This is a genomic window from Aquimarina macrocephali JAMB N27 (genome assembly GCF_000520995.1).
Lineage (GTDB): Bacteria > Bacteroidota > Bacteroidia > Flavobacteriales > Flavobacteriaceae > Aquimarina > Aquimarina macrocephali.
In genome coordinates this window covers 96,632-121,355 of the sequence record NZ_JACA01000023.1, presented here as the reverse complement: position 1 = coordinate 121,355, position 24,724 = coordinate 96,632, and the positions used below count along the sequence as shown (strand labels likewise).

Here is a 24,724-nt window from a genome sequence, read left to right as displayed (position 1 = left end):
TAAAAGATCAGTATGTCAAATACAAAATACATTGGGTATTATTTTAAGGTTTCACCATTACAACCAGCTACAGAAATATTAATCGCAGAGTTAGGATATGTTGGATTCGAAAGCTTTGTAGAAACCGAAAATGGAGTTAACGCTTTTATTCAGAGTACAGAGTGGGATGAAAATATTTTGGAAGGCATTTATGTATTAAATTCTGGAGAGTTTGATATACAATACACTATTGAAGAAATAGAGCAAATAAACTGGAACAAAGAATGGGAAAAGAATTTTAACCCTATTGTAGTTGATGATATCTGTAGTGTAAGAGCACCGTTTCATGAAAAACCAAATACAAAATATGATATTATTATAGAACCCAAAATGTCTTTTGGTACGGGGCATCATGAGACTACGCACATGATGATCCAGCATATTTTGAAAACAGATCTAAACGATAAAACAGTATTGGATATGGGTTGTGGTACTGGGGTTTTGGCAATTCTTGCTAAAATGAGAGGAGCTGGACCAACAGATGCTATTGATATTGATAATTGGTGTTATTTAAATACCATAGAAAATGTAGAGCGCAATAATTGTGACGATATTACTGTTTATGAAGGTGATGCCTCACTTTTGCCAGGAAAAAGCTATGATGTTATTATCGCTAATATTAATCGTAACATACTGCTAAATGATATTCAACAGTATGTAAAATGCTTAAATCCTAATGGTAAATTATTTTTGAGCGGGTTTTATAAAGAAGATTTAAATATAGTTACAGAAGAATGTAAAAAGAATCATCTTGGTTTTATAGAAAACATCGATAGAAATAATTGGATAGCAGCATCTTATGAGTTAAAATAATCTTTTTATTAATGCATATAATACTCTAAGTTATTATATTTGCATAAAACAATTACCCCCTTATGAGTACCCAGGAGAAAGTTTTAGAAGAAGTTTTAGAAAAATCTGTTGATCAAAGCAATAGTGAGATTGTTTTGTATAATGATGATGTGAATACATTTGATCATGTTATAGAAACTCTAATTTATACTTGTGAACATACACCGGTGCAGGCAGAGCAATGTGCTATGTTAGTTCATTATAAGGGGAAATGTACTGTAAAAACAGGTGTTTATGAAGAATTGGTGCCAAGGTGTTCTAAATTATTAGATGCAGGCCTTAGTGCAGAGATTGTGTGACCGAATGCAGATAAAAATTTATGCCATTTATAAGATTATAAGTCCATATTATGGACTTTTTTTATGCCTTAAATTGTGTTTTTCAGAATGGATTAAGTACTAATATTGTTTTTTATAAGTATGTTTTTTTGATTTTTGTTAAATATTTAAAATATGAATTTTTGAAATCGAAACTTTATGATATGTAGGAAAAAACCTTCTACACCTCGCGCTTCCTATATTTAATTAAGTTTTCTTTAACATCCTTAGTAATCTCTTGCTTTAACACTTTGTTAACATATTGACTGGACACGAGAATTGTGTATTTGATCGATTTTTTGTGTTATTTGAAAATTGCTTTTTTCGCATTTTCTTTAGAAGAATCTTACGGTTTTACCGTATTTGCAATAAATAGTTCAAAAAATTAACTTATTTTTCAAAAAAAATATCATATCTTCAAACCGCAAAAATTTAGAAAAGTTCAAAGCTTTCTACATAATTGTATTTAAAATAGGGCTTAACTACTCTATTTTTAGTTTTAATAACTACACAAATTCAACTTAATTAAAATGAAAAAAATCAAAGTATTGGCGCTTTGCGCTATCGTTGCAGGATTTACTACATCTTGTGAAAAAAAAGAAGTTTCTAACGAAACACAACCAGAAGCTGTTACAGAACAACTTTCTAAAGCTCATATCCAGGCATTACATGATGCAGGAGTTAATGATTTTGGAGCAAAATATGTAACGGTAAAACATCCTGATGGGTCAGTAGAAGAAGCTATACAATCTAGCGATCTTATTTTGGCAATCAATAAATTAGCAGAACAAAAACTTGCTGAAGTAGACAATGGTAACAAGCAGTACAGAACTAATAACCTTGTATCTAGTGGTAATAGAAATATTAGCATTATTGGATATACGGGATCTGGATATGCTTTAACCAGTAAAATGCGTACAGGACTTCAGTGGGCTGTTAACAATTATAATGCATTAAATAATACATTAAATTTTACACTATCTTTTGCGGCATCTACAAGTGCTGATATGGTAGTATATAACAATGGTGCTTCTGGAGCAGGAGGATCTGCAGGTTTCCCTAGTGGTGGAAGACCATATAAGTGGATTCAGATTAATGCAGGTAGTAACAGTTTAAATAATAATGTTATGGAGCATTTAATGACTCATGAAATGGGACATTGCGTAGGATTCAGACATACTGATTATGCTAAAAGAAGATGTGATGGTAGTAATGAAGGAGCTGCTGGTATAGGAGCTATTCATATTCCTGGTACACCTACAGCAAATCGTTGGGGTCAGAGTGGTTTAGATACTGCTTCTATTATGATTTCTTGTTTCTCGGGTAATGAAAATGGAGAATTTAGTAGCAGAGATAGAACTGCTTTAAACTACCTATACTAAAAATTAGTTATTGAAAAGCTTTGAACTTTTTGTAAAAGCCATCCTGTTAACTAAGGATGGCTTTTTTATTTTATTTTAAAAATATTTAGAAATAGAAATTCTAAAAAAACTATCTTCTCTAAAATTTGATAAGATCAATTCATTATCATCAATTTCATTAAAAATACGAGCTTCAATTGCTGCAGTCCAAGTACTGCCAAAACGCCTTGATGCTTCGAGGCTAAAAATTGTAGTGCTAGATTCTAGATCAGCAATCCCTCCAATTAATATTGATGTATCCTGGGTGTCATTAAAAGCAATACGGCTTCCGAAGAATACATCATTTTGCAATGCATTTAGTGCCAATTCGTCTCGTTCATCATACAAATACTCACCCAAAAGACCTATATCAAGTCCATTTCCATCGATATTAGAGAATGTATACTCGAGACCAGCTACCATAGCAAAGAAATCCTGAGCATCTGCATTGCGATAAATAGATTCTAGTTTCCATAAAAAAGCATTATGGGTAATCTGTAAATCCAGACCAGTTTGATGTATTACGGGATAAAAGGCATTGATATTTCCTGTGGTATCAAATACAAAAAGAGGCTCTCTACCGGTTCCGTAAAAATGAGAGATGCCAATATCAAAAATATCAAAATAGTGTTTCCAGCGAAAAGCAACATCCTGTCTCCATTCTTCTGCACTACTTTCATATCCCAGGTCATCTTTATCAATTACTACCGGGAACCGCAATCTTCCTTTTTTGCCAGAGAAGGTACGTTTACGATGATAGGGGAGATAAAAGAAATCAAAAGTTCCAAATTTTTCGGTAATCCATGTAAACTGGGCCATAAGTTGACCTAATTTTTCTTCACCGTCAAAAGTTTCAACGGCATCGGTTTGATTAATGATATCTACTAAGTGATTACTTTCGGCGACGCCCCAATAGACCTTTTTAAGCCCGAGGTTAAATTCCCAGTTTTTTTTAGCTTTTTGATAGTATAGTTCGCGTATATCCCAATGTGTTCGCCCATCATCGACGTCTAGCCTAAAAAAACCTTTAAAGTTAATACTTTCATATCCGGCATTCCATTCGGCTTTATATTCTGGTCGTATTGCCAGAGAAGGAAAATGATCTTCCTGATCTTCAAAAAGAGCATTATCATAGAAATAGCGATATTCTCCTTCTAATTCTAACTCAAAATCGTGATTTACCTTTTTAGGTTTTTCGTTTTGAGCATATATTGTATTACCAATGCATAGTAGCAGAATTATACAATAGATAAATTTAATCTTCATGTATTAGTTTTTTTATTTCCTGATCTTTAACCAGACCAAGAATTGTGATCAATACTCCAATAAGGATGATAAAAAGTAAAGCAATAAAAAGCGGGTTTTGATACACGTAATACAATCCAATTGAGCAAAGGCTAAAAAAAATCCGTATTACTATGGATCATTTGTATATTTTTTGAACCTGATACTTATAAATAAGAATCATCAAAAACCCAAATCCTAAAAAAATCATTCCCAATAAATTTGCAAGTTCAGATGGGTATGTGGTATTACTTTGCATAAGGGAAAACACAAGACCAGGTCGTGATAACAATAAAAATCCAGTAACCAAAAGAACTACTATAGGATATAACAGACTGAGCCTTGTGTATTTCATTTATTTAGATTTATCGCCCTGCTCGTTTAAGAGCAACTTGCGTAAAATCTTCATCGGCAAGTGCTGCCTCAAAATTATAGTCACTAAATTTTAGTACGGTTTCTTTATTACTTTGGTGATTTACCATATGAAGGGTTAATGCTCTCCAGAATTGCCCTTTATATAATTTATAGTCACTGTAGTTAAGTGTTTTTAGCAGTGAATTTTTGCGATCATAGAATTCAACCTTTTCTATTCGATATCCTTTATCTTTATTGTAAGTAACAATTCTTCTTGTGTAACCAGATTTTGGATCAACCGGATCTTGTTCTACCATCAATAAATTTCCTTTTTCTTCCAGAAATTTATAACCGTATTTTTCTACTTCTTGCGAAGAAAGATCCTCGTATGCAAACTCACTACCTACAAAAGGACCGGATTTATTATTAGAAGATATTCTTTTTACTCTTTTGATTGAAGGTAAGAAAAGCCATTGATCATCTGCTCCAATTTTATGTGTAAAAGTTAATGTCGAGGTTCCTTTCACGTCTTTTGGACTATTAAAAACAATCAGTGATTTATCTCCGTCTGTTGTTTGTTCTAAAGTTCTGGTGATTAGTAACCGTTCACTGGTTTGCCCATTTTTATTTTTTAGGGTCATTTTTAGATTTACAATAGTGCTATTGAAACCTTGATCTGCCTGATCTGCTGCTTTAGCAATTTGTAAACCTCGTTCTTCTGCATTTTGTGCTGTTATAGTTGCGATACTTAGTACTGCAAGTCCAGCTAAAATTAGTGTTCTCATACGAATAGATTCTTTATTGTTTTTATTTATTATTTATCAAGTTGCATTTGTGGTTCTAATTCTTTCACTGGTGTTTCTGATATAACCTTATCTTTTTTACTAATAAGAATTAGTAGTGAAGGAAGTAATATAAAGTCGATTATTAAGGCCGACAGGATGATGATAACTGTAATCCTTGCCATATAGCTATTTAAAGCAAATGATGAGGTGGATAGTACAGCAAACCCGGCCAGAAGTACAATTGTAGTAGTTACCAATGCTTTTCCAACGGTTTCAAAAGCATAGATAACTGCCTGTTTGGCGTCATAACCTAACTCTCTGCGAGCTCTTAAGAACTTACTCATAAAATGAACAGTATCATCTACTATTATTCCTAAAGTCATTCCGAAAACGATAACCATTCCTGTGTTAATCTGAGCTTTGTACATTGCCCAAAATCCAAATCCAATAAAAACCGGAGTAACATTGGGAATGATACTAAGGAGCCCAAGTTTAAAGTTTCTTAGAGCAAACATTAATACCAGAGAGATCAATATTAGTGCTATTATGTTTCCTTTAAGCATACTATCGGCTTGTCTAAAGCCTAGTTTAGAAAACATAAGGGTAGGGCTTACTCCAATAGTATGCATAGGTTTTGGGGTATTATCCTGCAACCATTTTTCGGCTCTTTTTGAAAAGGCTATCATCTCGGCACTAGAGATATTCTGTAATGTTATAGTAACCCTGCTTTCAGACTTATCTACATTAATTTGATTGTTGAGGTCTAATCCGAAGGGTAAAGAAAGTTCGTATAGCAATAAGTACTGTGCTGCTTCTTCACGATTATTAGGAACCTTATAATAAGATTCATTATCTCCATGCATAGATCGGTTTACTCTTCTGGCAACCTCGCTAAATGCATTTACATGAATCACTTCGGGTTGCTCATTAAGCCAATCTTCAAAATCATTTAATTTCTTCAGATACTCAGGATTGTATATTCCAGCTATATTGACCCACTAAATCCAGCTCAAGCTGAGCAGTGTTTTTAAGGTGCAGATTTGAGTTATTTTTTGTTAAACATATGGATTAATTTTTACATTATTATTTATTTCTTTTTCTTCTCATAGATTCACCTTTTAATTCGAGCCTATGTGCATTATGAACAAGCCTATCCATGATAGCATCAGCTACAGTTTTTTCACCGATTACTTCGTACCATTGATTTACGGGTAGTTGAGAAGTTAAAATTATTGCTCCTTTTTCGTGTCTGTCTTCAATGATTTCAAGCAATGTCATTCTATTTTGCTTATCGAGAACTTGCAGTCCAAAATCATCTAATATAATAAGGGGATGCTTTTCTATTCGTGACATTTCCTTAAGATATGATCCATCAGCTTTTGCCATTTTTAATTTAGCTAACATTTTATTAGTATTAAAGTAAAATACTCTATATCCTTCAATGCAGGCTTGATGCCCTATAGCAGTAGCCAAATAACTTTTTCCTACACCTGTACTTCCAGTAATGAGTATATTTTCTGATTTTTTAATAAACTCAAATTCAGTTAATCGATGAATTTGATCCCGATTAAGTTCTCTTTGGTCAGAGAAGACGATATTTTCTATCTGTGCTTTATATTTGAATCTAGCATACTTAATGGTTCTTTCTATTCTTCTATTCTGTCGATCGTCCCATTCAGATTCAATTAGGTGACTTACCAGTTGATCTAAACTATAATTATCTAATTTTCCTGTTTCTATAATACTTTTAAAAGCATCATGCATACCATAAAACCTAAGATGCTTTAACTTTTGTAATGTAATACTATTCATAATTAATATAATTTATTGATAATAATCTTTTCCTCTGATATTTTCATGTGACGGGAGTTTTTCTTGTTGCCCATCGTTATCTAATCGATCTAAACCTTTTTCCAGTATATTTAGAATGGGCCTATATCCATATAATTCATAATCAAGGGCTCTTTGACAAGCTCCAACCAAACGTTCTTTACCTACTTTCTTTTGTAAAGAGAGGATTCCCATACACACTTTATAAGCTTGTTCCGGATGTTTCTTCTTTTCTAATACTTTAGAGATGTATATTTCTACAATACGATCAATAGAAGCAGCCCAACTCATAAAGCGTTGCGGTGTCCAATCTGTCATAAACTGATGTGCAGAAGCCAGATGTTCTTTAATGGTAGAATAATTAAACTGGCTTTTCACTCTAGGGTGAACGGCAATACGATTGTATTTATAAAAGATTTCTATAGATTTGGTCGAGTAAACAATCTTGACTTTTTTGCCTATATATTGATAAGGAACACTGTAATAGTGCTTGTCTTCCCCAAGACAAACATGCCCGTTCATGATTACTTTGACAACAGTTTGTTTTTTGATCTCAAAGCGCTGCTGAGGCAAAATACCAAGGGTATGTGCTTCGATTTCTTCAAAAAGAAGTCTTCTTGAATAAGCTCTCCTACTAAAGCAAGTACGGTTATGAAGGTCTAATTGCTCTTTAATAGCTTGATTCAATTCTTTAAGAGTATGGAATACTTCATTTCGTAATGGACTATAGATACGAGTATAGAGGATTTTTACAGTTATTTCAGCCAACGATTTGTCTCTTGGTTTTCTTGAGCGTGCAGGTAGAACTGTAGTGTCATAATGTTCAGAAAAATCTAAAAGAGTAGCATTTATTTGAGGCTCATAACGATCGCTTTTAGTGACTGCCGATTTTAAATTATCAGGAACGATTGCTCTTGGCACACCTCCAAAATAGTGTAATGAATTCTCAATAGATTGTATGAAATCATGCTTCTTTTGACTCAAAGTAGCTTCTGCATAGGTAAATTGACTCGCTCCTAAAACAGCTACAAAAAACTGAACTTCTTGTACTTCTCCTGTTTCCAGGTCAACAATTTGAAGAGTTTTACCAGCGTAATCAATATATAGCTTGTCCCCAGCCTTATGGTCCATGTGCATAGTAGGCTGTACACAAGACTGTAATTGCCAATTTTTGAACTTTTCATAAAAGGTAGATCTACCTACAGCGTTAGGGTATTTCTGATAATACTCATACCATAACTGGAATCTGGTAACACCGGTGCGTTTAAGCTCTTTTTCTGCATATTTAAAATAAGTATGTAAGGCCTCTTCTCGGGGACTAACTACCTTTTTTTGAAATTTAACCAGTAGAGATTCTAACTCGGTATCACTTAATTCTTCTAGCTCTTCGAAGCTCAGTCGAATCGATATAAAACGATTGATATACTTCTTTACGGTATTACGAGATAACCGTAAGTAATCACTGATAAAGCGTTTACTCTTACCTTCTGTATGAAGACGTATTACTGTTCTTAATTTATTCATAGTTATTGAAGTTCCTGCCATAATTGCTACGATTTTAAGTAGCATAATACAGCTTTCAATAACTCAACTCTAAACCTTAAATCAAGTGGGTCAGATTAATCTGGATTAGACGGGTCAACATCACCTGGATTAGACGGGTCACGATGACTCGGATTGGGTGGGTCAACATCAATGGATTATACACTAACTCTTTGAATTTTAGGGGTAAAGCTTTTTTTCGATATTCCATGATTAAACCATATAAGTCTTCATAGTCATCATGAGAAGTTTTGGGTAATTCATGAAGAGTATTCCAGTCTTCAGCTAATGAATATCCTATTGTTTTACGTTTAATTTTCTTTTGATGAGTAATAATTAACTTAACAGGATACAAGCCTTTAGACTTTCCGTCATTTTTATATAGTTTTACTGTAGCTTTCATAGTTACATTCTTTAAAAAGGCTGTAATTTTCCGTAAACTTTTCGTAAACTTCTTACAGTAAATGTACTATTTTTTGCTGTTTTTAGCTAAATATTGGGAGATGAAAAAACTGTTAAAAATCAAAAAACCCCAGTAATACTGGGGCTTCGGCTTTGTGACCTCGGCAGGATTCAAACCTGCAACCTCTTGAGCCGTAATCAAGTGCACTATTCAGTTATGCTACGAGGCCTTTTTGCGGGTGCAAATATAGTTGTTTTTTATATTGCTGGCAAAATTTATGTAGACTTTTTCACAGACAGAAAAAAGCTACTCGATATGTTTCAGGTAAACAATACCCAAAAACACGATTCAAGTAGCCTGATAGTATGTGTGTTAAAGAAATACTATACTAGAAGCAAGTTGATTTATTGGCTTTTTCTAGTCATCATTTTTTTAGCCAGATCTGCGCCAATTAATGATTGTAATAAGTTTCCGTTAGCATCTTGTTTACCACCATCCTGTATATAGATCTCTGGTAGTTTCAACTCTTTAAGCTCTCTGGCTATATTTACAGAGGTCTTATATTCCCATTCGGCACGTTCCTGGGGAGTAAGACCGGCACTTACCAGTTTAGCATTTTCATAAGACTGTGCGTCTGCCATTGTTTTTTGCGTTTTAGCCTTAAACTGTGCAACTTCATAATTCTTACGTTCCTCGATAAGGTTAAACTCTGCTACTTTGGCTTTTGTTTCGGCTTCGATAGTTTTTTGAATTTGCTCTTTTTCTAATCGAGCACGTTCTGTTGCTTTCTCTGCTTCACCCTTTGCCGTTTCTTTCTGTGCACGGTAGAATTGACGCTCTGCTTGTTGTTTTTCTAACTGTGTTTGTGCTACCTCTTCTTTTTGTAATTGTAATCGTTTGTCAAAGGTAGTTTCCCAATCAATTTCTGTAACAACAGCTTGTACAACTGTAAGACCATAAGCTTTTAAAGAATTTCCTTTTTCTCGTACAGGTTCTCCGTTTACGTATTTAATTCTAAAACGTTTCTGTTTCGACTCTTTATTAGTGATAGTTCTTATTATAGTACTATCACCAATGATTTCTCTGTTTTCATTGGCAAAATACTCTTCTAGTACATACATTCCGTTCTCTAACTGATCTTTAAAATATCGGTCAAAATCAGAGGCTTGTCCAGAGATATAATCCTGAGCATCCATTAACTTACACGTATTCTTAATAGATTGATCAATATTTGGAATGATACGCGATCGAATAAGGTTTTTCTCGGTTTTATTACGATCTGCGACAGATAAAAATTGTGTTTCATCTGCAGTGTTGATACTAACAACTACAGAAGTTGCAATTCTGGCTTTTACCGCATCGCTAAATGCCCAGTATTTTGCTACATCCACATTTGCATACTTGCTTTGTTCTCCAAGTTCACCATTATCTTTATCTGGAATTACATATTTGATAGGTAGCTCGAATTGTATTGGGATCAAGCGTCCCCACATTTTGGTATTGATACCTTGATGTACTACAGCCTTTTGGCTACCCCATGGATACTGTACAGCGTAGGCAGTACCAGGTTCTGCATAAAAAAACATATTAGAGATCACACTTAGCACAAAACCAAACCCAATCAATTTAAAATTACGTGATTTGGTAAACCAGTTTAGAGCTTTTAAAGTTGAAAAAAAAGGTTTGATAATGAGCATTATGATTCCCGTCAGAATCATTACGATTCCTATAAATGTTAGCATATTAGATGGTTTTAAAAAATGATTAATTGATTTAATTTTTAGTCACTGAAGAAAGTAGTTCTGTTTACATGATTTCTAGATTTTTATAGTTAAAAATAATTGTATTTATACATTGTCTTTTTAATATATCTGAAAGAAAATTAAGCGCAAAATATTTAAGCTGAAATCTGTAAAGGTGATTATGAATTTATAACTAAAAAGATGATAAATGTTTTAGAGTGTAACTATATTATCTTAATATTGATTTATAAATGTAATCATATGTGTTGATTTGAATTGTAAAATGTAACTTTTGAAGGAGTGTTTTGTGTGACCTTTTCATTTTGTAGGCGATTTTCATCTTTTTTTAGCCTCTTTTTTTTATTTTCATTATTTTCGGCGAATGAACATACAAGATTATATCAGGGATATTGCTGACTTTCCCAAACCTGGAATTTTATTTAAAGACATTACTCCGTTATTAGCAAATCACAAAGCTCTGGTAAGCTGTGCAGATCAATTAGCTGGTTTATGCCCAAGTGATATTAAGATTGATAAGGTGATTGGTATAGAAGCCAGGGGTTTTATTATAGGAACTATGATTGCAGAACGTTTGCAAGCAGGATTTATACCTGTTCGAAAAAAAGGCAAGCTACCCTATGATGTAAAATCAAAGAATTATGGTTTAGAATATGGAGAAGATACATTAGAAATACATATCGATGCTATCAAAGCGGGAGAAAATGTTCTGATTCATGATGATGTGCTGGCTACAGGAGGAACAGCAAAAGCAGTATGTGATTTGGTTAAAGAACTGGGTGGAGTAGTAGTACAATGTAATTTTATTATGGAGCTGGAATTCCTTAACGGAAAAGATAAACTTGATGTTCCTAAATCTGCTCTTTTAAAATATTGATAATAAAAAAAACCTTCAAAAAGATGAAGGCTTATCTCATTTTTTATAAGAATTTTATTTTTTTGTAGTTGCTATTATAGCACCATCTTTGGCCTTGTCACCATAAATACTAATGGCGGTTTCTGGTTTAAGAAAATCTACTTCTGCTAACTTGTCTGACTTTGCAAGAGTATCCAGAGTGTCAAAATCAACTTCCTTTCCGTCAACAATAATTAATTTTTCGATATCAGGATTGTCAACAAAATTAAATTTTTTGGATTTGAAATTTTGAAAATGTGGCATTTGCTGACCGTTAAAAAAGAAGTTTCCGTCTTCATCTTCTTCAAGGGTAAAAGATTTCATGATCTGATCTTTTAGCTTATGTGCATTAAAATTACCTTTGAAAAATAAAGAATCATTCTCTTCATCAAAATCAAAAACAAAATTATGTTTCTTCATAATGCTATCCATATCGATTTGCACATGATTAAATCCAGACTGATTTTTCCAGGCAGCAATGTCAAACATACCAGAGTTTGAGATATACAAATTGCCATCTTTGTATCCTAATTCTATTTTAGAAATAGGAACCTGAGAAGAAGAAGAGTATTGGCTTTTCGAATTTCCTTTTTTAAGAACTATACTTAGGCTGGTAATCTCTTTTTTATCGTTGAATTCTATTTTTTTGATAAGCAGTTCAATACCATTTTCTAGAAAGAATGCTTTTAAATCCTCTAATTCTTTTTCTGAGGTGTCTTTGTTTATAACCGCAGTTATTTCGTTAGGTTGAATGTTATCAATTATCAAATCCTTAGCAGAATTTGTTGTAAATGAGGTTAGGGAAAGCATACCTAGAATGCTGATTCCCAATATGATACATTTTTTCATACTACATATTTTTGGTTATTTATAGATGTTATTGCTTCTTCTTTAATTACGAAAAAGAGTTACTAGTGTTGCAAAAAGAAGTATATTTTTATAGAAAAAGATGTGCTATAGTATTAACCTAGAGCTTTTTTAGTAACATATAACCGCCAACCAAATATGAGGAGTTGTAATTTGGATGCTTTAGCAAGATCCAAACGTTTTTTGGTAAAACTCGGTAGAATTACTTTATTAAGTTTGGCGATAAACGAAAAGAAATGTTTTTGCATGGTCAAAAATACAAAAAACTCACTTGAAGGAAGTGAGTTTTTTAAAGATTTATATCTGGATTGAGTTACTTCTTTTTAGTAGTAATTTCAATCACTCCATTTTTTGCCTTATCACCATATTTTTTTATAGCTGTTTTTCCTTTATAGACATTCATCTGTTCTATGGTATCAGAATCTAATTTTTCCATTTCTTTTTTGGTCGTTTTTTTTCCATCTATATAAATTAATGGCTCACCGTCTCTATCACCAGTAATGTAAGCAAAAGTTTTGTTGTCATTGGTGTGTATCTCATAAATATCTTTGTGATCTCCATCACTAAAAATGAACTCATTTTTCTTATCTCCGGAATGGATTTTCATTGTTTTCCCTTTTTTGTGATTACCATCCTTATCAATAAACCATACGTGACTTGAGCTATTTCCAGATTGGCCTATTTCGATTTTACCGGTTTCACTATCGTATATAATTGCAAAAGAATTAATAGGAGTGTCATTTGATATAGCATAGTTGGTTGTTCCTTTTTTAGAAGAGATATCAACTTTAATGCTCGTAATTTCATTAGCATCATTTCGTTTGATGCCAGAGAATTTAACCTCAAGACTGTAGTCATCTTTTAAAGTGTATTTTACTTTATTAAGGTCTTCTTTTGAAGAGCTTTTGTCGACTATAAATTCAATAATTTTTTTTCCTTTTTCCTGAAAGAAGATATTATCAGAAGCTTTTTGATTAATTTTTGTATCCTGTTTGATTTTAATAACTTCCTGGGTATTAAAACTCCATAAAAATAGACTTAACAAAGGAAGAATAACGGTGACCTTCCATAACTTCTTACTTTGAGAACTTTGTTTGTTTAGCATAACAATTCGTTTTTTGATTAATGATTGATAAAAATTATTAGTAATGGTAGAGTAATTATTTGATGATACTTTTAGTAAAGTTAATTGATACTCTTTTCTGGATGTCATTTGGTTTATAGCCTCCCGATCAGCGATAAACTCAAGATTTTGTTCCAGATTTTTTTTGTATAACCAGGCAAAAGGATTTACCCATTGAAATATGAGAAGAAGATTCATTAGTATTAAATCTAGAGTATGTAATTGCTGAACATGTATTTTTTCATGTTTTAGAATCATATCTAATTCTTCTCGAGAATGTAATACCGGATTGTATACGATCGTATTAAAAAAAGAAAAAGGAGCAATGTCTTGAGTAACTTCAATAAAGTTGAAGCCATCTTCTTTCCTGCTTTGATGATGAGTTAGTAATTTTTTTAAGGATAACAATTGAAGGCAAAAACGAGATAAAAATATAAGAGCTCCCAAACCATAAAGAACAGATCCAATTACCCACCAGTTAATAGTCTCGGGAATTATATTTTTTGAAGGAGATTGATTTGTTTCTGTTATGTAAAAAGTTGGGTTTTCAATAAACTTAATAGTTGTAAACTCTATAAATGGCAATAGTAAAGAAGTGATAATACTGACCAACAAAAAGTGCCTGTTTATAGTAAAGAAGGTATCTTTTCTAAGCAATAAAAAATAAACTCCGTAAAATAACGAAAGTAAAATACTGGCTTTTAAAAGATAAATTAAGAAGGTTTCCATAGCTTATTTTTCTTGTTCTATTACTTTTAAAATTTCTCTTAATTCATCTGCAGTTATCTTTTCTTCTTTGGCAAAAAAAGAAACCATATTTTTATAAGAATCGTTAAAATATTGTTTCATAGCTGTACTTACAAAATTGCTGCGATATTCTTCTTTTGTAATAATAGGGAAGTACTGATGTGTTTTTCCATAAGCTTGATGACCTACATACTTTTTATCCTCGAGATTACGTATGATTGTAGATACAGTGTTATAATGTACAGCATTGTTTAGTTCGGCCTGAACCTCTTTTGCAAAAGCTTTTTTTAGCTTCCATAATGTCTGCATGATTTCTTCTTCTTTATTAGTAAGTTTTTCCATAAGAGAGTATTAATAATAATCAAATGTATAACTATGATTCTAGTTTAACAACTATTTTTGTAGTTATTTAACTATTTATATAGTTATTAAGAAAAAAAGAGATGATGCTTTTATGCTTGTGAAGTACTGTAATCCCTTTTTGATCGACTTTTTGTTTTATGTAAACTACTGTTTTACAGTATCTAAAATGAGGGATAACATTATTTTTTGATCGAAAAAATTTGTTTCCCGTAAATAAAAAGTTAAATTTATCACAATAAATTAATACAAACTTAACACATTTTAGAATGAAAAAAATTAATTTTTTATTTGCGGCTACTGCAATAGTCGCTTCGGTAACCTTTGTGTCTTGCGAAAAAGATCAGGTAAATAGTCCAACAGAAGAAACCTCTTTAGAAGTTGAAAAAGATGTTTTAAACAAAATCACAGCATTACATTTTAATCCAAATGGAGTAGAGAAGGTAATGGTAAGTGATATTGATGGCACAAAAAAAGCAGCGTATCTTATTGAAGGTGATGTACTGTTATCAAAATCCCAAATAATGGATATGGGACTTCATGGGGGAATTCAAAACAAGCAGTACAGAACTAATAATTTGGTAACAGCAACTAATGTTATTCGTGTAGTGGGATATACGGGTAACAATCAATATGGATTAAGTTCTACTGCCCAGACAGGTCTGCAATATGCTGTTAACAATTATAATAATGAAAATCTTAGTATTAGATTTGTATTGTCTTTTGGGACATCCTGGGGAGCTAACGATATCTTAGTATATGTAGATAATAGCATAAATACAGATCCAAACAGATCAGCAGGTATTGCAGGTTTTCCTAGTAATGGATACCCTTTTACAAGAGTTAGAATTAATAACGGAGCTAATTTAACACAAACAAATCAGCAACTAGAGCATTTATTAGCTCACGAAATTGGCCACTGTGTTGGGTTTAGACATACAGATTGGGATACCAGAAAAACATGTAATGAAAATAGTAATGAAGGAGTAGGTAATGATGGTCTTGTATATATCCCGGGAACAGCTGGTCCTGGAGGAGATGCTAATTCTATCATGAATGCTTGCTATCCTGCAAATACTGATGGAGAATGGAGTAACCTAGATAGAGTAGCATTAAACTACCTTTACTAGTCCGGTATTGATAATAAATTAAATATATAAACATTGATAAAAGACTGTCTTATGGCAGTCTTTTATTGTTTTATAGTAAACAGAGATATCACCTGAAGATTTCTAGATGTGTTTAAGAAGTTTGCGTTTTTTATCTCTGGAGATGGATAGTATTTTCCCATCACTCATTACAATATGTCCACCATCATCATTACTTAATAATTTTAAATAATTAAGATTTATTAAGTTGGACTTATGAATTCTATAAAAGTTTATGGAATTTAATTTTTCTTCAAAAAACTTCAGATTTTTAGAAACTACAATTTGGGGTTGATCGTGTAAGACAATAGAAGTATAGTTACCCTCTGCGATACAATACATAATATCTTTGGTTTTAATGATGTGAGATCCTTTGGTGTCTGATAATACAATCTGTGGAGAATCCCGCAAAGAATATATATCTGCTCTTTTGTGTTCTGACTCCCGTTCTTTTTCAATTTGACCTTTTGCCTTAATAACAGCCTCTTTTAATTTAACTGGGTCTACAGGCTTTAAAAGATAGTCGACTGCATCATATTTATACCCTTTTAAAGCATATTGATCATGCGCAGAAATAAAAATAATTTTAAAATCTGATAATTCTATGTTAGAAATAAGATCAAAAATAGTGGTATTTCTTAGTTGAATATCTAAAAAAATAAGATCCGGGTTATGAGTACTTAATAATTTTTTTAAAGAGGCCAAATTCTCTCCCTCTCCAATTATTTTTATTTCCGGGCAATAGTTATGCAATAAAACTTTTAAACTATTTCTTGCCATTTTTTCATCATCAATGATAATAGATGTTAGTGGGGTTCTAGTATTCATTAACTTATGATTGGAAGGTTAATAATAATTTTTGTTCCGTTAGGTTGATTTTGATCATCAAAAAGATCTTTTATTTGTAAAGAAGTTTTCTGATATCCAATCTTTCGAAGTATACTTATTCTTTCTGTTGTATTTTTAGAAGCAATAGAAAGGTGTTTTCTTTTTTCGATTTTTTTTAATTCTTCAGATTTTCTTCTTCCAATACCATTATCCTCAATGATACATTGTATTATGTTGTTTTTTTTCTGAAAAGATAACTTTAATTTTTTAATTTTTTTGCACTCTAATCCGTGTATAACAGCATTTTCTATATGAGGTTGAATAATCATAGAAGGAATTCTTGGGTTTAATTTTATTAGATCTTCGTCAATTATTTTTTCTAATTCGAATTGATTATCAAATCTTTTATTTTCTAATTCAACATAGGTTTCTATAATCTCTAATTCGTCATTAAAGTTAATGTAAAGACTCTCAGAGTTAGATAATACTTTTCGTATTAATTGAGAAAGTTGTCTCATGTGCTCACTAGCCTCGAACTTGTTTTTTTGTAGTATAAAACTTTGGAGAGTATTAAATGAATTAAACAAAAAATGAGGGTTCATTATTGATTTTAAAGATTTTAATCTCGTTAGACTTATCTCTTCATTTAAGTATGATATTTTTAACCTGCTTTTTTGATGAATTGCTAAAAATATTAGAATGATAAAAAGACTTGTTACACCAACTCCTAGAGTAATAAGCTTAGTATTGTATGCCTCCTTGTTAGTAACTAAGTTTTCTTCTTTTAGTTTGGTAATTATTATATTTTTTTTGTGCAAAACGGGATTAAACTGCGATTTTGCAATTTCTCTTTTTAATCTAATTTGATCGAACTTTTCTAAATATTTTTCTTTTGCCCTTAGGTATTTGATGGCTTGTTTTAGGTCTCCTTTGATTTCGTGAATTTCTGATAAACTATTAAGGTTTTTGAGGTTTGATGGCGGGCTTTCATTGTGTATAGTATCCAGAGATTTTTTATAATAATAAATAGCAGTATTATATTTTTTAAGTTTGTAGTTAAGTTCTCCTAAAGTATTATAGAAATAAGAAGGAAGAGTATTATCTGTACTTTTTTTGTCTTTATTTAAATCGATATGATTTGTTATAAGCTCAGAAGCTTTGTCCAGTTCATTTTGTTTAATATGTCCATATGCCAGATTGTTTACTGCAGCTATAAAATGGGATTTTCTGTGGGGATACTCTTTTAATATATTAAAAGCCTTTTTTCCGTAATAAATCATAGAATCGTGATCTTTTACATCCTCAAATGATGAAGACATATTTAAAAAAGAAGTACCCTCCCTAAAACTATTTGTAGAATCAATATAGGATAACGACTTTTTAAAATTTTCTCTAGAAAGATTTGCTTCTAATATCTCATGAAGTAAAATCCCTTTGTTTGTGTAAATGCGCCATTTTAAACCTCTTTTTTCATTGCTAGAAGATAATTCTTCAGCTTTGTTATAATATGCTAAAGATTCTAAATAAAGATTCTTTCTTCTGTATTGTATTCCAACCAAAATATATGCCTCTATTAGACATTCAAGATTATTGATGTCTTCACAGTAACTGATTAAATCAAATAAGACATCGGTATAAGTGCCCTTCCTGTCTTTGCGAGTATGTTTTGTTATAAGGCGCAAGCTTTTTTTTGCAATACTATCTTTATTGGTTGTCGTTTTTAAGAGTGCTAATTTTTTGTGTAAAGTGGTTAATGTAGAATCCTGATCTGTTTTTTGTGTAGTATTACTGGTGTTTTGTCCCAGAGAAAGAACAACCCATAACATAAATATTGGGAGAGAAAATAATCTAATCTTTTCTGGGTTCATTATTTTGATAATTTGATATGCAAAACTACAAAACATGAATTTAATATCAATTTAATGTTAATTCTGATATCTATTTTGAGGGTTTGTTGTTAAATAGTGTCGATTTGTGTAATGAAAATGACAGTTCATGTATTAAAGATCAATTTTTAGAAGCGTTGATCCTACATTTGACTTATGATAACTATATATAGATTTGACCTTAGTTTTTGGATGAATTTATGTTTTGCTACATGCTATGGTATATAGATATATTTTAATGTCACTATAAATAATAATTTAGGGAACGGGTCAAGAGGATGTGAAGATTTTCATAGTAATAGAAGGTCATATAACTTGATGCAGATCATAATTGTACTAACAGTAGGCAGAGTGTCAACAATCAGAACAGTTATGTGTTCATGAGGTAAGGTGGTGTTGGGGTAGACACTTATTGGAAGACTAAAATCATGGATAAAAAACTTTAAATGAAGGATATAGAATAGTTTATATGCTCGTAATACCAATTGCAGGATGTGACATTGGTTCTACAATAAATGAATGTTGCTCAAATGGTACAATGGTTAGTGGAGTATTATGATAGAGTAGTATTAAATTATCTGTATTAATAGCATTCTGTTTTTAATATGTATAGTTTGATTTTAAAAAGCAGGGTATGTTTTTTGAGTTTAGGTTAATACCCTGCTTTTTTTAAATAGATATGTAAGAAATAATAGAATTTCTTTTTACCCCTGGTACTTTTGGTAATTTATATAAAATAGCATCCTAAAATATGGATGCTGTTTTTTTGAAAAAAGTTTTTATATAATAGTATATTCGCAGACAAAATTAGAATTTATGGTTGCCAGTATATTGTACGTTATTATAGGACTTATACTTCTTGTGGTGGGAGGAGAATTTTTGGTAAGATCCTCTGTTGCCTTGTCTTTTAGACTTAAATTGTCTCGTATGGTTATTGGGTTAACTGTAGTTTCTTTTGCTACCTCTGCTCCAGAATTGCTAGTGAGTATTCAAGCAGCAATGGATGGATTGTCAGATATATCTTTAGGTAATGTAGTAGGGTCAAACATAGCCAATATTGGTTTGGTATTGGGTATTACTGCAATAATAAGTCCTTTGGCTATTGATAAGGACTTTTATAAATTTAATTGGCCGGTAATGGTACTGTTATCGTTTGTTTTATATCTCTTTTTAGAAAATGATGCAATTTTAACTCAGTTTGAAGGACTTGTATTGTTATTGTCTCTAATAGTATACCTGTTCATATTGATTCGAAGAGCTAGAAAATCTTCTGATGCAACGGCAGAAGAAGTAGATGATTCTCTTCAGAAAACATCTAATTTTAAAATTATAATTTGGCTACTCATAGGTGGGGTTGCATTATATTTTGGTTCAGAATTATTGGTGAGTGGAGCAGAAACTATTGCCAAAAGAATGGGAGTTAGTGAAGGCGTAATAGCAGTCACTCTTATTGCAGTGGGAACTAGTGTGCCAGAGTTAGCTGCTTCTGTTATTGCAGCGTTAAAACAGGAGAAAGCAATCTCACTCGGTAATCTTATAGGATCCAATATTTTCAATATAGCTTCGGTATTAGGGATAACTTCATTAATTCAGCCTATAGCCGTAAAAGATGGAACACTAATGAGTGTAAATATTTATTGGATGCTTGGTTTTGCCATGATTTTACTTCCATTGGCTTTTGTGCCTAAAAAGATGACCCTGGGACGCCCAAAAGGGCTATTGATTTTTGGAGCATATTGTATTTTTATTGCCATGGTTTTTATAAAATAAAACACGCACATAGATTGATGTTATACATGTTTACTTGTTAAGAAAGAAGATAAATAATAATAGTATTACCATCTATCATTGCATATTTACCATTCATCATAATTTGAACTATCATCTGTAGATGTTCATATATTTTTGATTGTAAATCAAAAAGAAACTAATTATGATGTCATTAGTTAAATGGATAATAGGATTATTAATAGCTTTTCTTTCCCAGATAATAAATGCACAGGAAATTACCGGGATTTGGAATGGAGCAATTAAAGTTCAGGGAACCGAGCTTCCTATGGTTTTTAAGATTAAAAAAGAAGGAGATGTGTATGTGTCTACCTTAAAAAGTCCAAAACAATCAGATCAAGAGATTCCGGCAGATAAAACAACATTTGTAGATCAAAAACTTATTATCGAAGCTAGCGCATTTAAGGTTGTCTACGAAGGGGTGTTAGAAAATCAGGAAATAAAAGGAGTCTTTGATCAGGCAGGGAATAAATTCCCTTTAGACCTAAAGAAAGGTGATGTTGTAGCTAAAGATAGGCCACAAGACCCTAAAAAACCATATCCCTACAGGTCGGTTGATGTTATTTTTAAGAATATAGAGGCTGGTGGTATTAAACTAGCGGGAACGCTAACTTTACCAAAAGATAAAAAAAAACCGCCAGTTGTTGTTTTAATTTCGGGATCTGGACCTCAGAACAGAAATGAGGAAATTAAGGCAGCTAATCATAGACCTTTTTTAGTACTTTCAGACTTCTTAACTCGTCAGGGAATTGCAGTATTGCGATATGATGAAAGAGGTGTGGCAAAAAGTGAAGGTGTTTTTAAAGGAGCAACTTCTGTTGATTTTGCGTCTGATGTAGAAGCTGCAATTAGATTTCTTAGAACCAGAGATGATGTTGATGTAAATAAGATTGGTCTTGTAGGTCATAGTGAAGGAGGTTTTATTGCGCCAATGGTAGCTTCTAAAAATATAGGGGTGTCGTTTGTCGTGCTTTTGGCAGGAACTGGTGTTGACGGCAAAGACGTGTTATTATCACAAATGAAACTTAGTGCCGAATTAGAAGGTATTTCTCCAGAAATAATACAAATCAATAACAAATTTACCGAGATTGTACTAACATCAATTCAAAAAGAAAAGGATATAGAGGTGATGAAGGCTTTGTCTAGAGAAAAGATGACTGCATATCACAATACTTTAGGCGATAGCATGAAGAATGCTTATCCTTTGGCAATGTTAGAGCAACAACTTTTCGAATTCATTAAAGATCCCTGGATGCGTTATTTTGTTAGAACAGATCCAAAGCAGTTTTTATCAAATGTAAAAACTCCTATATTAGCGATTAACGGTAGTAAAGATTGCCAGGTAATAACTGGACTTAACTTGTCCAGAATTGAAGCTATCCTGAAAAAATCGGGAAATAAGGATGTAACGATACATGAGATTGAAGGTTTGAATCATTTATTTCAGACGGCAAAAACAGGTTCAGAATCTGAGTATCCCAATATTGAAGAAACTTTTGCTCCAGAAGCAATGAAAATGATTAGTGAATGGATTCTGAAGCGATTTTAATTTTTTAAAGTTAGATAACCCCTGGATTTTTATGCAATTATGATAAACTATATTACAGTTTGAATACATCAAAAATTTCAAAAAAGAACTGGTTTTGGATTTTACAACTTTTAGGTTGGGGGATTCCTGGTTGTCTTATTATGTATACAAAGTTTAACTATGAAAAAACATTATCTCAAACCTATATTGTTTCTGAAGCAATCTTATTTACCGGTGCAGGAATATTGTTCTCTTCGTTGCTATGGTTGTTAATAAGAAATAAAATTCTCATAGAAATTATAAGTGTTAGAGTAATTGTTAGAATACTTCTGATCTACATGCTTATATGTTTGTCAATGACAATATTTGTAGAAGCTTTGGTTTATTTATTATATGTAAATATCGAAAACAAAGAATTAGATAGATCTTTAAATGATTATATTCTCAATTTTATCAATATCTCTGTGATTCTATTTTTTTGGCTGATTCTTTATTTCTCAATAAATTCAATTCTAAGAGCTCAAAAAGGAAAAGTAGAAGGCTTGCAATTAAAGAGTACATTAAGAGAATCCCAACTTAATACGCTTAAAGGTCAAATTAACCCTCATTTTATGTTCAATAGCCTTAATAATATTAGGGCGTTAATGCTAGAAGATGTGCATAAATCCCGAGAAATGATTACTAAATTATCAGAATTATTAAGGTATTCATTAAATAGTAACAAAGTAGATAAAATAACTCTTGAAGAAGAAATTGAGATCGTTAATAATTATATCGAATTGTCAAAGATTCAATTAGAAAAGCGATTGCGGTATCATGAAGAAATTGAGGAAGGTATATTAGATATAGAGATTCCTCCTATGTTGATTCAGATGTTAGTAGAAAATGCTATAAAACACGGGGTTTCTAATCAAATTGGAGGAGGGGTAGTGTCTTTAAAAATAAGGACAGAAAATAATAACTTGCAAATTGAGGTACATAATACAGGAGAGCTAAAAGAAAGTGGGTCTACTACAAGAATTGGGCTTCAAAATATATCAGAAAGACTACGGTTGTTGTATGGTGCAACATCTTTTTTTGAATTGAAAGAAGAAGGTAATGAAGTAGTTGCCAGAATAAAAATACCATTAGATGAGTAATACTGCTGTTATTGTCGAAGATTCACGTTTAGCACGTAATGAATTAAAAGAGTTGCTTAAAAAGTATCCTTTTGTAGAGGTCATTGGCGAAGCCGAAAATGTGGATCAAGGGTATGAACTTATAACAAGTACAAATCCAGATATTTTATTCCTGGATATTAATATGCCAGAAAAAAATGGTTTTGACTTATTAGAAATGCTAGATCAGGTACCTCTGGTTGTTTTTACAACTGCTTATGATGAATATGCAATTAAGTCGTTTGAGTATAATGCGTTTGATTATTTGTTGAAACCAATTAATGAAGAAAGGTTTTCTAGGACGATAGAAAAAATACAAAAAACTATAGAAGAAAGGAAAGCTTCAGAATCAAAAGAAAAGCTATCAGAAACCAGTCAAATTTTTATTAAAGAAGGAGAAAAATGTTGGTTGGTAACTATATCAGAGATAAAACTTTTTGAAGTAGTCGGGAATTATACGAGGGTGTACGTTGATCAAGAAGCTCCATTAATTTATAAATCTCTAAACCAAATAGAGCAAAAACTTCCTGCAAAAACTTTTTTCAGAGCCAACAGACAACAAATCATTAATCTTAACTTTATAGAAAAGGTTGTTCCTTGGTTTAATGGTAAGTTAAAAGTTAATATGGGTTCAGATTTAGAAATAGAAATATCCAGAAGACAATCTATCAAATTTAGAGAGCAATTAGGATTGTAATTTATATAAATGCAATAAAAAAACACCTTTAGGAAATTTCTAAAGGTGTTTTTGGTGGTTAATCAACTTAGTTAGTTAAATTACATACAATAAATTGTTATACCATTACAGCTGCAAGATCTGCTGTTTTAACAGTGGTTACAATTCTAGCAGCAATTTTATATGGATCACCGTTAGAAGCAGGTCGACGATCTTCTAGCCAACCTTTCCATCCTTTTTCTACGGTAATAATAGGAATTCTTATAGATGCTCCTCTGTCTGATATTCCATAAGAGAATTCATGTATAGACTGTGTTTCATGTTCACCTGTTAATCGTTGGTCGTTAAACTCACCGTACACAGCAATATGTTCTTTGGTAAGAGGTCTGAATGCTTCACAAATAGTTTCATAAACTTCTTTAGAACCACAAGTTCTTAATACTTCGTTAGAAAAGTTTGCATGCATACCAGAACCATTCCAATCCCCTTTAATAGGTTTAGGGTGATATTCTATATAATATCCGTAATGCTCAGTAAGACGATCTAATAAATATCGAGCTATCCATATTTCATCTCCGGCTTTTTTAGCTCCTTTAGCAAACAGTTGAAATTCCCATTGCCCACTGGCAACTTCTTGGTTGATTCCTTCAAAGTTAAGTCCGGCAGCAATACACAAATCAGCATGTTCTTCAACAAAATCTCTTCCATGTGTGTTTCTACCTCCTACAGAGCAGTAATACATACCTTGTGGACCTGGGTAACCGCCAACAGGAAATCCTAATGGCAATTGTGTTTTAGAATCCATAATAAAGTATTCTTGCTCAAAACCAAACCAAAAATCATTATCATCATCATCGATTGTTGCTCTTGCGTTAGATTCGTGTTGTGTTCCATCAGAATTTAAAACTTCTGTCATTACCAGATATCCATTTTTTCTTGCAGGATCAGGATATATAGCAACAGGTTTTAATAAACAATCAGAAGAACCACCTACTGCTTGTCTTGTAGAACTACCATCAAAAGACCACATTGGGCAATCTTCTAGCTTTCCGCTAAAGTTTTCTTCAATTTTTGTTTTACTTCTTAAGTTAGCAGTTGGTTTATAACCATCTAGCCAAATGTATTCTAATTTAGCTTTACTCATAATTAATACTT

General features: G+C 32.0%; 22 protein-coding genes and 1 tRNA gene. 9 read left to right on the top strand and 14 right to left on the bottom strand.

Going from position 1 to position 24,724, the window contains the following annotated elements; translation table 11 throughout:
• The first annotated feature begins 12 nt into the window (after nt 1–12).
• The 3 genes from prmA to Z054_RS0114780 all read left to right on the top strand — a co-directional run bounded on the left by prmA (nt 13) and on the right by Z054_RS0114780 (nt 2,590).
• Complete coding sequence (gene prmA / locus Z054_RS0114790) at nt 13–852, top strand: 50S ribosomal protein L11 methyltransferase (protein WP_024770829.1); 840 nt, start codon at nt 13–15, stop codon at nt 850–852.
• Nucleotides 853–914: 62 nt separating this feature from the next.
• The gene (locus tag Z054_RS0114785) at nt 915–1,190 is read left to right on the top strand and encodes an ATP-dependent Clp protease adaptor ClpS (protein WP_024770828.1); all 276 of its coding nucleotides are present in this window, start codon (nt 915–917) and stop codon (nt 1,188–1,190) included.
• 548 nt (nt 1,191–1,738) lie between these two features.
• On the top strand, nt 1,739–2,590 hold the full coding sequence (locus tag Z054_RS0114780) for a M57 family metalloprotease (protein ID WP_024770827.1): 852 nt from the start codon (nt 1,739–1,741) through the stop codon (nt 2,588–2,590).
• Nucleotides 2,591–2,665: 75 nt separating this feature from the next.
• On the opposite strand, the gene Z054_RS0114775 is transcribed toward Z054_RS0114780, so the two are convergent.
• From Z054_RS0114775 to Z054_RS0114730, 8 genes are all read right to left on the bottom strand, one after another.
• Nucleotides 2,666–3,874 carry a hypothetical protein gene (locus tag Z054_RS0114775; RefSeq protein WP_024770826.1) on the bottom strand — a complete coding sequence of 403 codons (1,209 nt, stop codon included), beginning with the start codon at nt 3,872–3,874 and terminating at the stop codon, nt 2,666–2,668.
• 383 nt (nt 3,875–4,257) lie between these two features.
• On the bottom strand, nt 4,258–5,031 hold the full coding sequence (locus Z054_RS0114760; RefSeq protein ID WP_035092091.1) for an outer membrane lipoprotein-sorting protein: 774 nt from the start codon (nt 5,029–5,031) through the stop codon (nt 4,258–4,260).
• 29 nt (nt 5,032–5,060) lie between these two features.
• Nucleotides 5,061–5,945 (bottom strand): efflux RND transporter permease subunit, encoded by an 885-nt coding sequence (locus tag Z054_RS0114755; protein ID WP_024770824.1) that lies wholly within the window; start codon nt 5,943–5,945, stop codon nt 5,061–5,063.
• A 169-nt stretch (nt 5,946–6,114) separates the two neighbouring features.
• The gene (gene istB / locus Z054_RS0114750) at nt 6,115–6,843 is read right to left on the bottom strand and encodes an IS21-like element helper ATPase IstB (RefSeq protein WP_024770823.1); all 729 of its coding nucleotides are present in this window, start codon (nt 6,841–6,843) and stop codon (nt 6,115–6,117) included.
• Between the two features lie 12 nt (nt 6,844–6,855).
• Nucleotides 6,856–8,430, bottom strand: coding sequence for an IS21 family transposase (gene istA / locus Z054_RS0114745; protein WP_241461417.1), 1,575 nt, complete (start codon nt 8,428–8,430; stop codon nt 6,856–6,858).
• 31 nt (nt 8,431–8,461) lie between these two features.
• The gene (locus Z054_RS0114740; protein ID WP_024770821.1) at nt 8,462–8,806 is read right to left on the bottom strand and encodes an Arm DNA-binding domain-containing protein; all 345 of its coding nucleotides are present in this window, start codon (nt 8,804–8,806) and stop codon (nt 8,462–8,464) included.
• 155 nt (nt 8,807–8,961) lie between these two features.
• Nucleotides 8,962–9,035, bottom strand: a tRNA-Arg gene (locus tag Z054_RS0114735).
• Nucleotides 9,036–9,210: 175 nt separating this feature from the next.
• A complete protein-coding gene (locus Z054_RS0114730) occupies nt 9,211–10,548 on the bottom strand; it encodes a cell envelope integrity protein TolA (RefSeq protein WP_024770820.1) in 1,338 nt (445 codons plus the stop codon).
• A 382-nt stretch (nt 10,549–10,930) separates the two neighbouring features.
• Here Z054_RS0114730 and Z054_RS0114725 point away from each other — a divergent pair, with 382 nt between their 5' ends.
• On the top strand, nt 10,931–11,443 hold the full coding sequence (locus Z054_RS0114725) for an adenine phosphoribosyltransferase (protein WP_024770819.1): 513 nt from the start codon (nt 10,931–10,933) through the stop codon (nt 11,441–11,443).
• 54 nt (nt 11,444–11,497) lie between these two features.
• Here Z054_RS0114725 and Z054_RS0114720 read toward each other — a convergent pair whose 3' ends face one another.
• From Z054_RS0114720 to Z054_RS0114705, 3 genes are all read right to left on the bottom strand, one after another.
• Nucleotides 11,498–12,310, bottom strand: coding sequence for a hypothetical protein (locus Z054_RS0114720; RefSeq protein WP_035092076.1), 813 nt, complete (start codon nt 12,308–12,310; stop codon nt 11,498–11,500).
• Between the two features lie 331 nt (nt 12,311–12,641).
• A complete protein-coding gene (locus Z054_RS0114710; RefSeq protein WP_024770816.1) occupies nt 12,642–14,180 on the bottom strand; it encodes a M56 family metallopeptidase in 1,539 nt (512 codons plus the stop codon).
• A gap of 3 nt (nt 14,181–14,183) precedes the next feature.
• Nucleotides 14,184–14,540, bottom strand: a complete 357-nt coding sequence (locus tag Z054_RS0114705) for a BlaI/MecI/CopY family transcriptional regulator (RefSeq protein ID WP_024770815.1) — start codon at nt 14,538–14,540, stop codon at nt 14,184–14,186.
• 287 nt (nt 14,541–14,827) lie between these two features.
• On the opposite strand from Z054_RS0114705, the gene Z054_RS0114700 reads away from it, so the two are divergent.
• On the top strand, nt 14,828–15,688 hold the full coding sequence (locus Z054_RS0114700) for a M57 family metalloprotease (RefSeq protein ID WP_024770814.1): 861 nt from the start codon (nt 14,828–14,830) through the stop codon (nt 15,686–15,688).
• A gap of 102 nt (nt 15,689–15,790) precedes the next feature.
• Here Z054_RS0114700 and Z054_RS0114695 read toward each other — a convergent pair whose 3' ends face one another.
• Nucleotides 15,791–16,534 carry a LytR/AlgR family response regulator transcription factor gene (locus Z054_RS0114695; protein WP_024770813.1) on the bottom strand — a complete coding sequence of 248 codons (744 nt, stop codon included), beginning with the start codon at nt 16,532–16,534 and terminating at the stop codon, nt 15,791–15,793.
• Nucleotides 16,534–18,402 (bottom strand): tetratricopeptide repeat-containing sensor histidine kinase, encoded by a 1,869-nt coding sequence (locus tag Z054_RS0114690; protein ID WP_024770812.1) that lies wholly within the window; start codon nt 18,400–18,402, stop codon nt 16,534–16,536. Before Z054_RS0114690 ends, Z054_RS0114695 begins: the two co-directional genes overlap by 1 nt.
• A gap of 834 nt (nt 18,403–19,236) precedes the next feature.
• Here Z054_RS0114690 and Z054_RS0114685 point away from each other — a divergent pair.
• The 4 genes from Z054_RS0114685 to Z054_RS0114670 all read left to right on the top strand — a co-directional run bounded on the left by Z054_RS0114685 (nt 19,237) and on the right by Z054_RS0114670 (nt 23,590).
• A complete protein-coding gene (locus Z054_RS0114685) occupies nt 19,237–20,190 on the top strand; it encodes a calcium/sodium antiporter (RefSeq protein WP_024770811.1) in 954 nt (317 codons plus the stop codon).
• Nucleotides 20,191–20,353: 163 nt separating this feature from the next.
• Nucleotides 20,354–21,757 (top strand): alpha/beta hydrolase family protein, encoded by a 1,404-nt coding sequence (locus Z054_RS0114680; protein ID WP_024770810.1) that lies wholly within the window; start codon nt 20,354–20,356, stop codon nt 21,755–21,757.
• 59 nt (nt 21,758–21,816) lie between these two features.
• A complete protein-coding gene (locus tag Z054_RS0114675; RefSeq protein WP_024770809.1) occupies nt 21,817–22,875 on the top strand; it encodes a sensor histidine kinase in 1,059 nt (352 codons plus the stop codon).
• Nucleotides 22,868–23,590 carry a LytR/AlgR family response regulator transcription factor gene (locus Z054_RS0114670; protein ID WP_024770808.1) on the top strand — a complete coding sequence of 241 codons (723 nt, stop codon included), beginning with the start codon at nt 22,868–22,870 and terminating at the stop codon, nt 23,588–23,590. The genes Z054_RS0114675 and Z054_RS0114670 overlap by 8 nt, the downstream gene beginning before the upstream one ends.
• A 97-nt stretch (nt 23,591–23,687) precedes the next feature.
• Here the strand turns inward: Z054_RS0114670 and Z054_RS0114665 are convergent, their stop codons facing one another.
• On the bottom strand, nt 23,688–24,713 hold the full coding sequence (locus tag Z054_RS0114665) for a glutamine synthetase beta-grasp domain-containing protein (protein ID WP_024770807.1): 1,026 nt from the start codon (nt 24,711–24,713) through the stop codon (nt 23,688–23,690).
• Between the last annotated feature and the right edge of the window lie 11 nt (nt 24,714–24,724).

Bases quoted from the DNA above. Each gene is read 5' to 3' on its own strand.
- prmA (WP_024770829.1), top strand. From the start codon at position 13: ATGTCAAATACAAAATACATTGGGTATTATTTTAAGGTTTCACCATTA.
- Z054_RS0114785 (WP_024770828.1), top strand. From the start codon at position 915: ATGAGTACCCAGGAGAAAGTTTTAGAAGAAGTTTTAGAAAAATCTGTT.
- Z054_RS0114780 (WP_024770827.1), top strand. From the start codon at position 1,739: ATGAAAAAAATCAAAGTATTGGCGCTTTGCGCTATCGTTGCAGGATTT.
- Z054_RS0114775 (WP_024770826.1), bottom strand. From the start codon at position 3,874: ATGAAGATTAAATTTATCTATTGTATAATTCTGCTACTATGCATTGGT.
- Z054_RS0114760 (WP_035092091.1), bottom strand. From the start codon at position 5,031: ATGAGAACACTAATTTTAGCTGGACTTGCAGTACTAAGTATCGCAACT.
- istB (WP_024770823.1), bottom strand. From the start codon at position 6,843: ATGAATAGTATTACATTACAAAAGTTAAAGCATCTTAGGTTTTATGGT.
- istA (WP_241461417.1), bottom strand. From the start codon at position 8,430: ATGCTACTTAAAATCGTAGCAATTATGGCAGGAACTTCAATAACTATG.
- Z054_RS0114740 (WP_024770821.1), bottom strand. From the start codon at position 8,806: ATGAAAGCTACAGTAAAACTATATAAAAATGACGGAAAGTCTAAAGGC.
- Z054_RS0114730 (WP_024770820.1), bottom strand. From the start codon at position 10,548: ATGCTAACATTTATAGGAATCGTAATGATTCTGACGGGAATCATAATG.
- Z054_RS0114725 (WP_024770819.1), top strand. From the start codon at position 10,931: ATGAACATACAAGATTATATCAGGGATATTGCTGACTTTCCCAAACCT.
- Z054_RS0114720 (WP_035092076.1), bottom strand. From the start codon at position 12,310: ATGAAAAAATGTATCATATTGGGAATCAGCATTCTAGGTATGCTTTCC.
- Z054_RS0114710 (WP_024770816.1), bottom strand. From the start codon at position 14,180: ATGGAAACCTTCTTAATTTATCTTTTAAAAGCCAGTATTTTACTTTCG.
- Z054_RS0114705 (WP_024770815.1), bottom strand. From the start codon at position 14,540: ATGGAAAAACTTACTAATAAAGAAGAAGAAATCATGCAGACATTATGG.
- Z054_RS0114700 (WP_024770814.1), top strand. From the start codon at position 14,828: ATGAAAAAAATTAATTTTTTATTTGCGGCTACTGCAATAGTCGCTTCG.
- Z054_RS0114695 (WP_024770813.1), bottom strand. From the start codon at position 16,534: ATGAATACTAGAACCCCACTAACATCTATTATCATTGATGATGAAAAA.
- Z054_RS0114690 (WP_024770812.1), bottom strand. From the start codon at position 18,402: ATGAACCCAGAAAAGATTAGATTATTTTCTCTCCCAATATTTATGTTA.
- Z054_RS0114685 (WP_024770811.1), top strand. From the start codon at position 19,237: ATGGTTGCCAGTATATTGTACGTTATTATAGGACTTATACTTCTTGTG.
- Z054_RS0114680 (WP_024770810.1), top strand. From the start codon at position 20,354: ATGATGTCATTAGTTAAATGGATAATAGGATTATTAATAGCTTTTCTT.
- Z054_RS0114670 (WP_024770808.1), top strand. From the start codon at position 22,868: ATGAGTAATACTGCTGTTATTGTCGAAGATTCACGTTTAGCACGTAAT.
- Z054_RS0114665 (WP_024770807.1), bottom strand. From the start codon at position 24,713: ATGAGTAAAGCTAAATTAGAATACATTTGGCTAGATGGTTATAAACCA.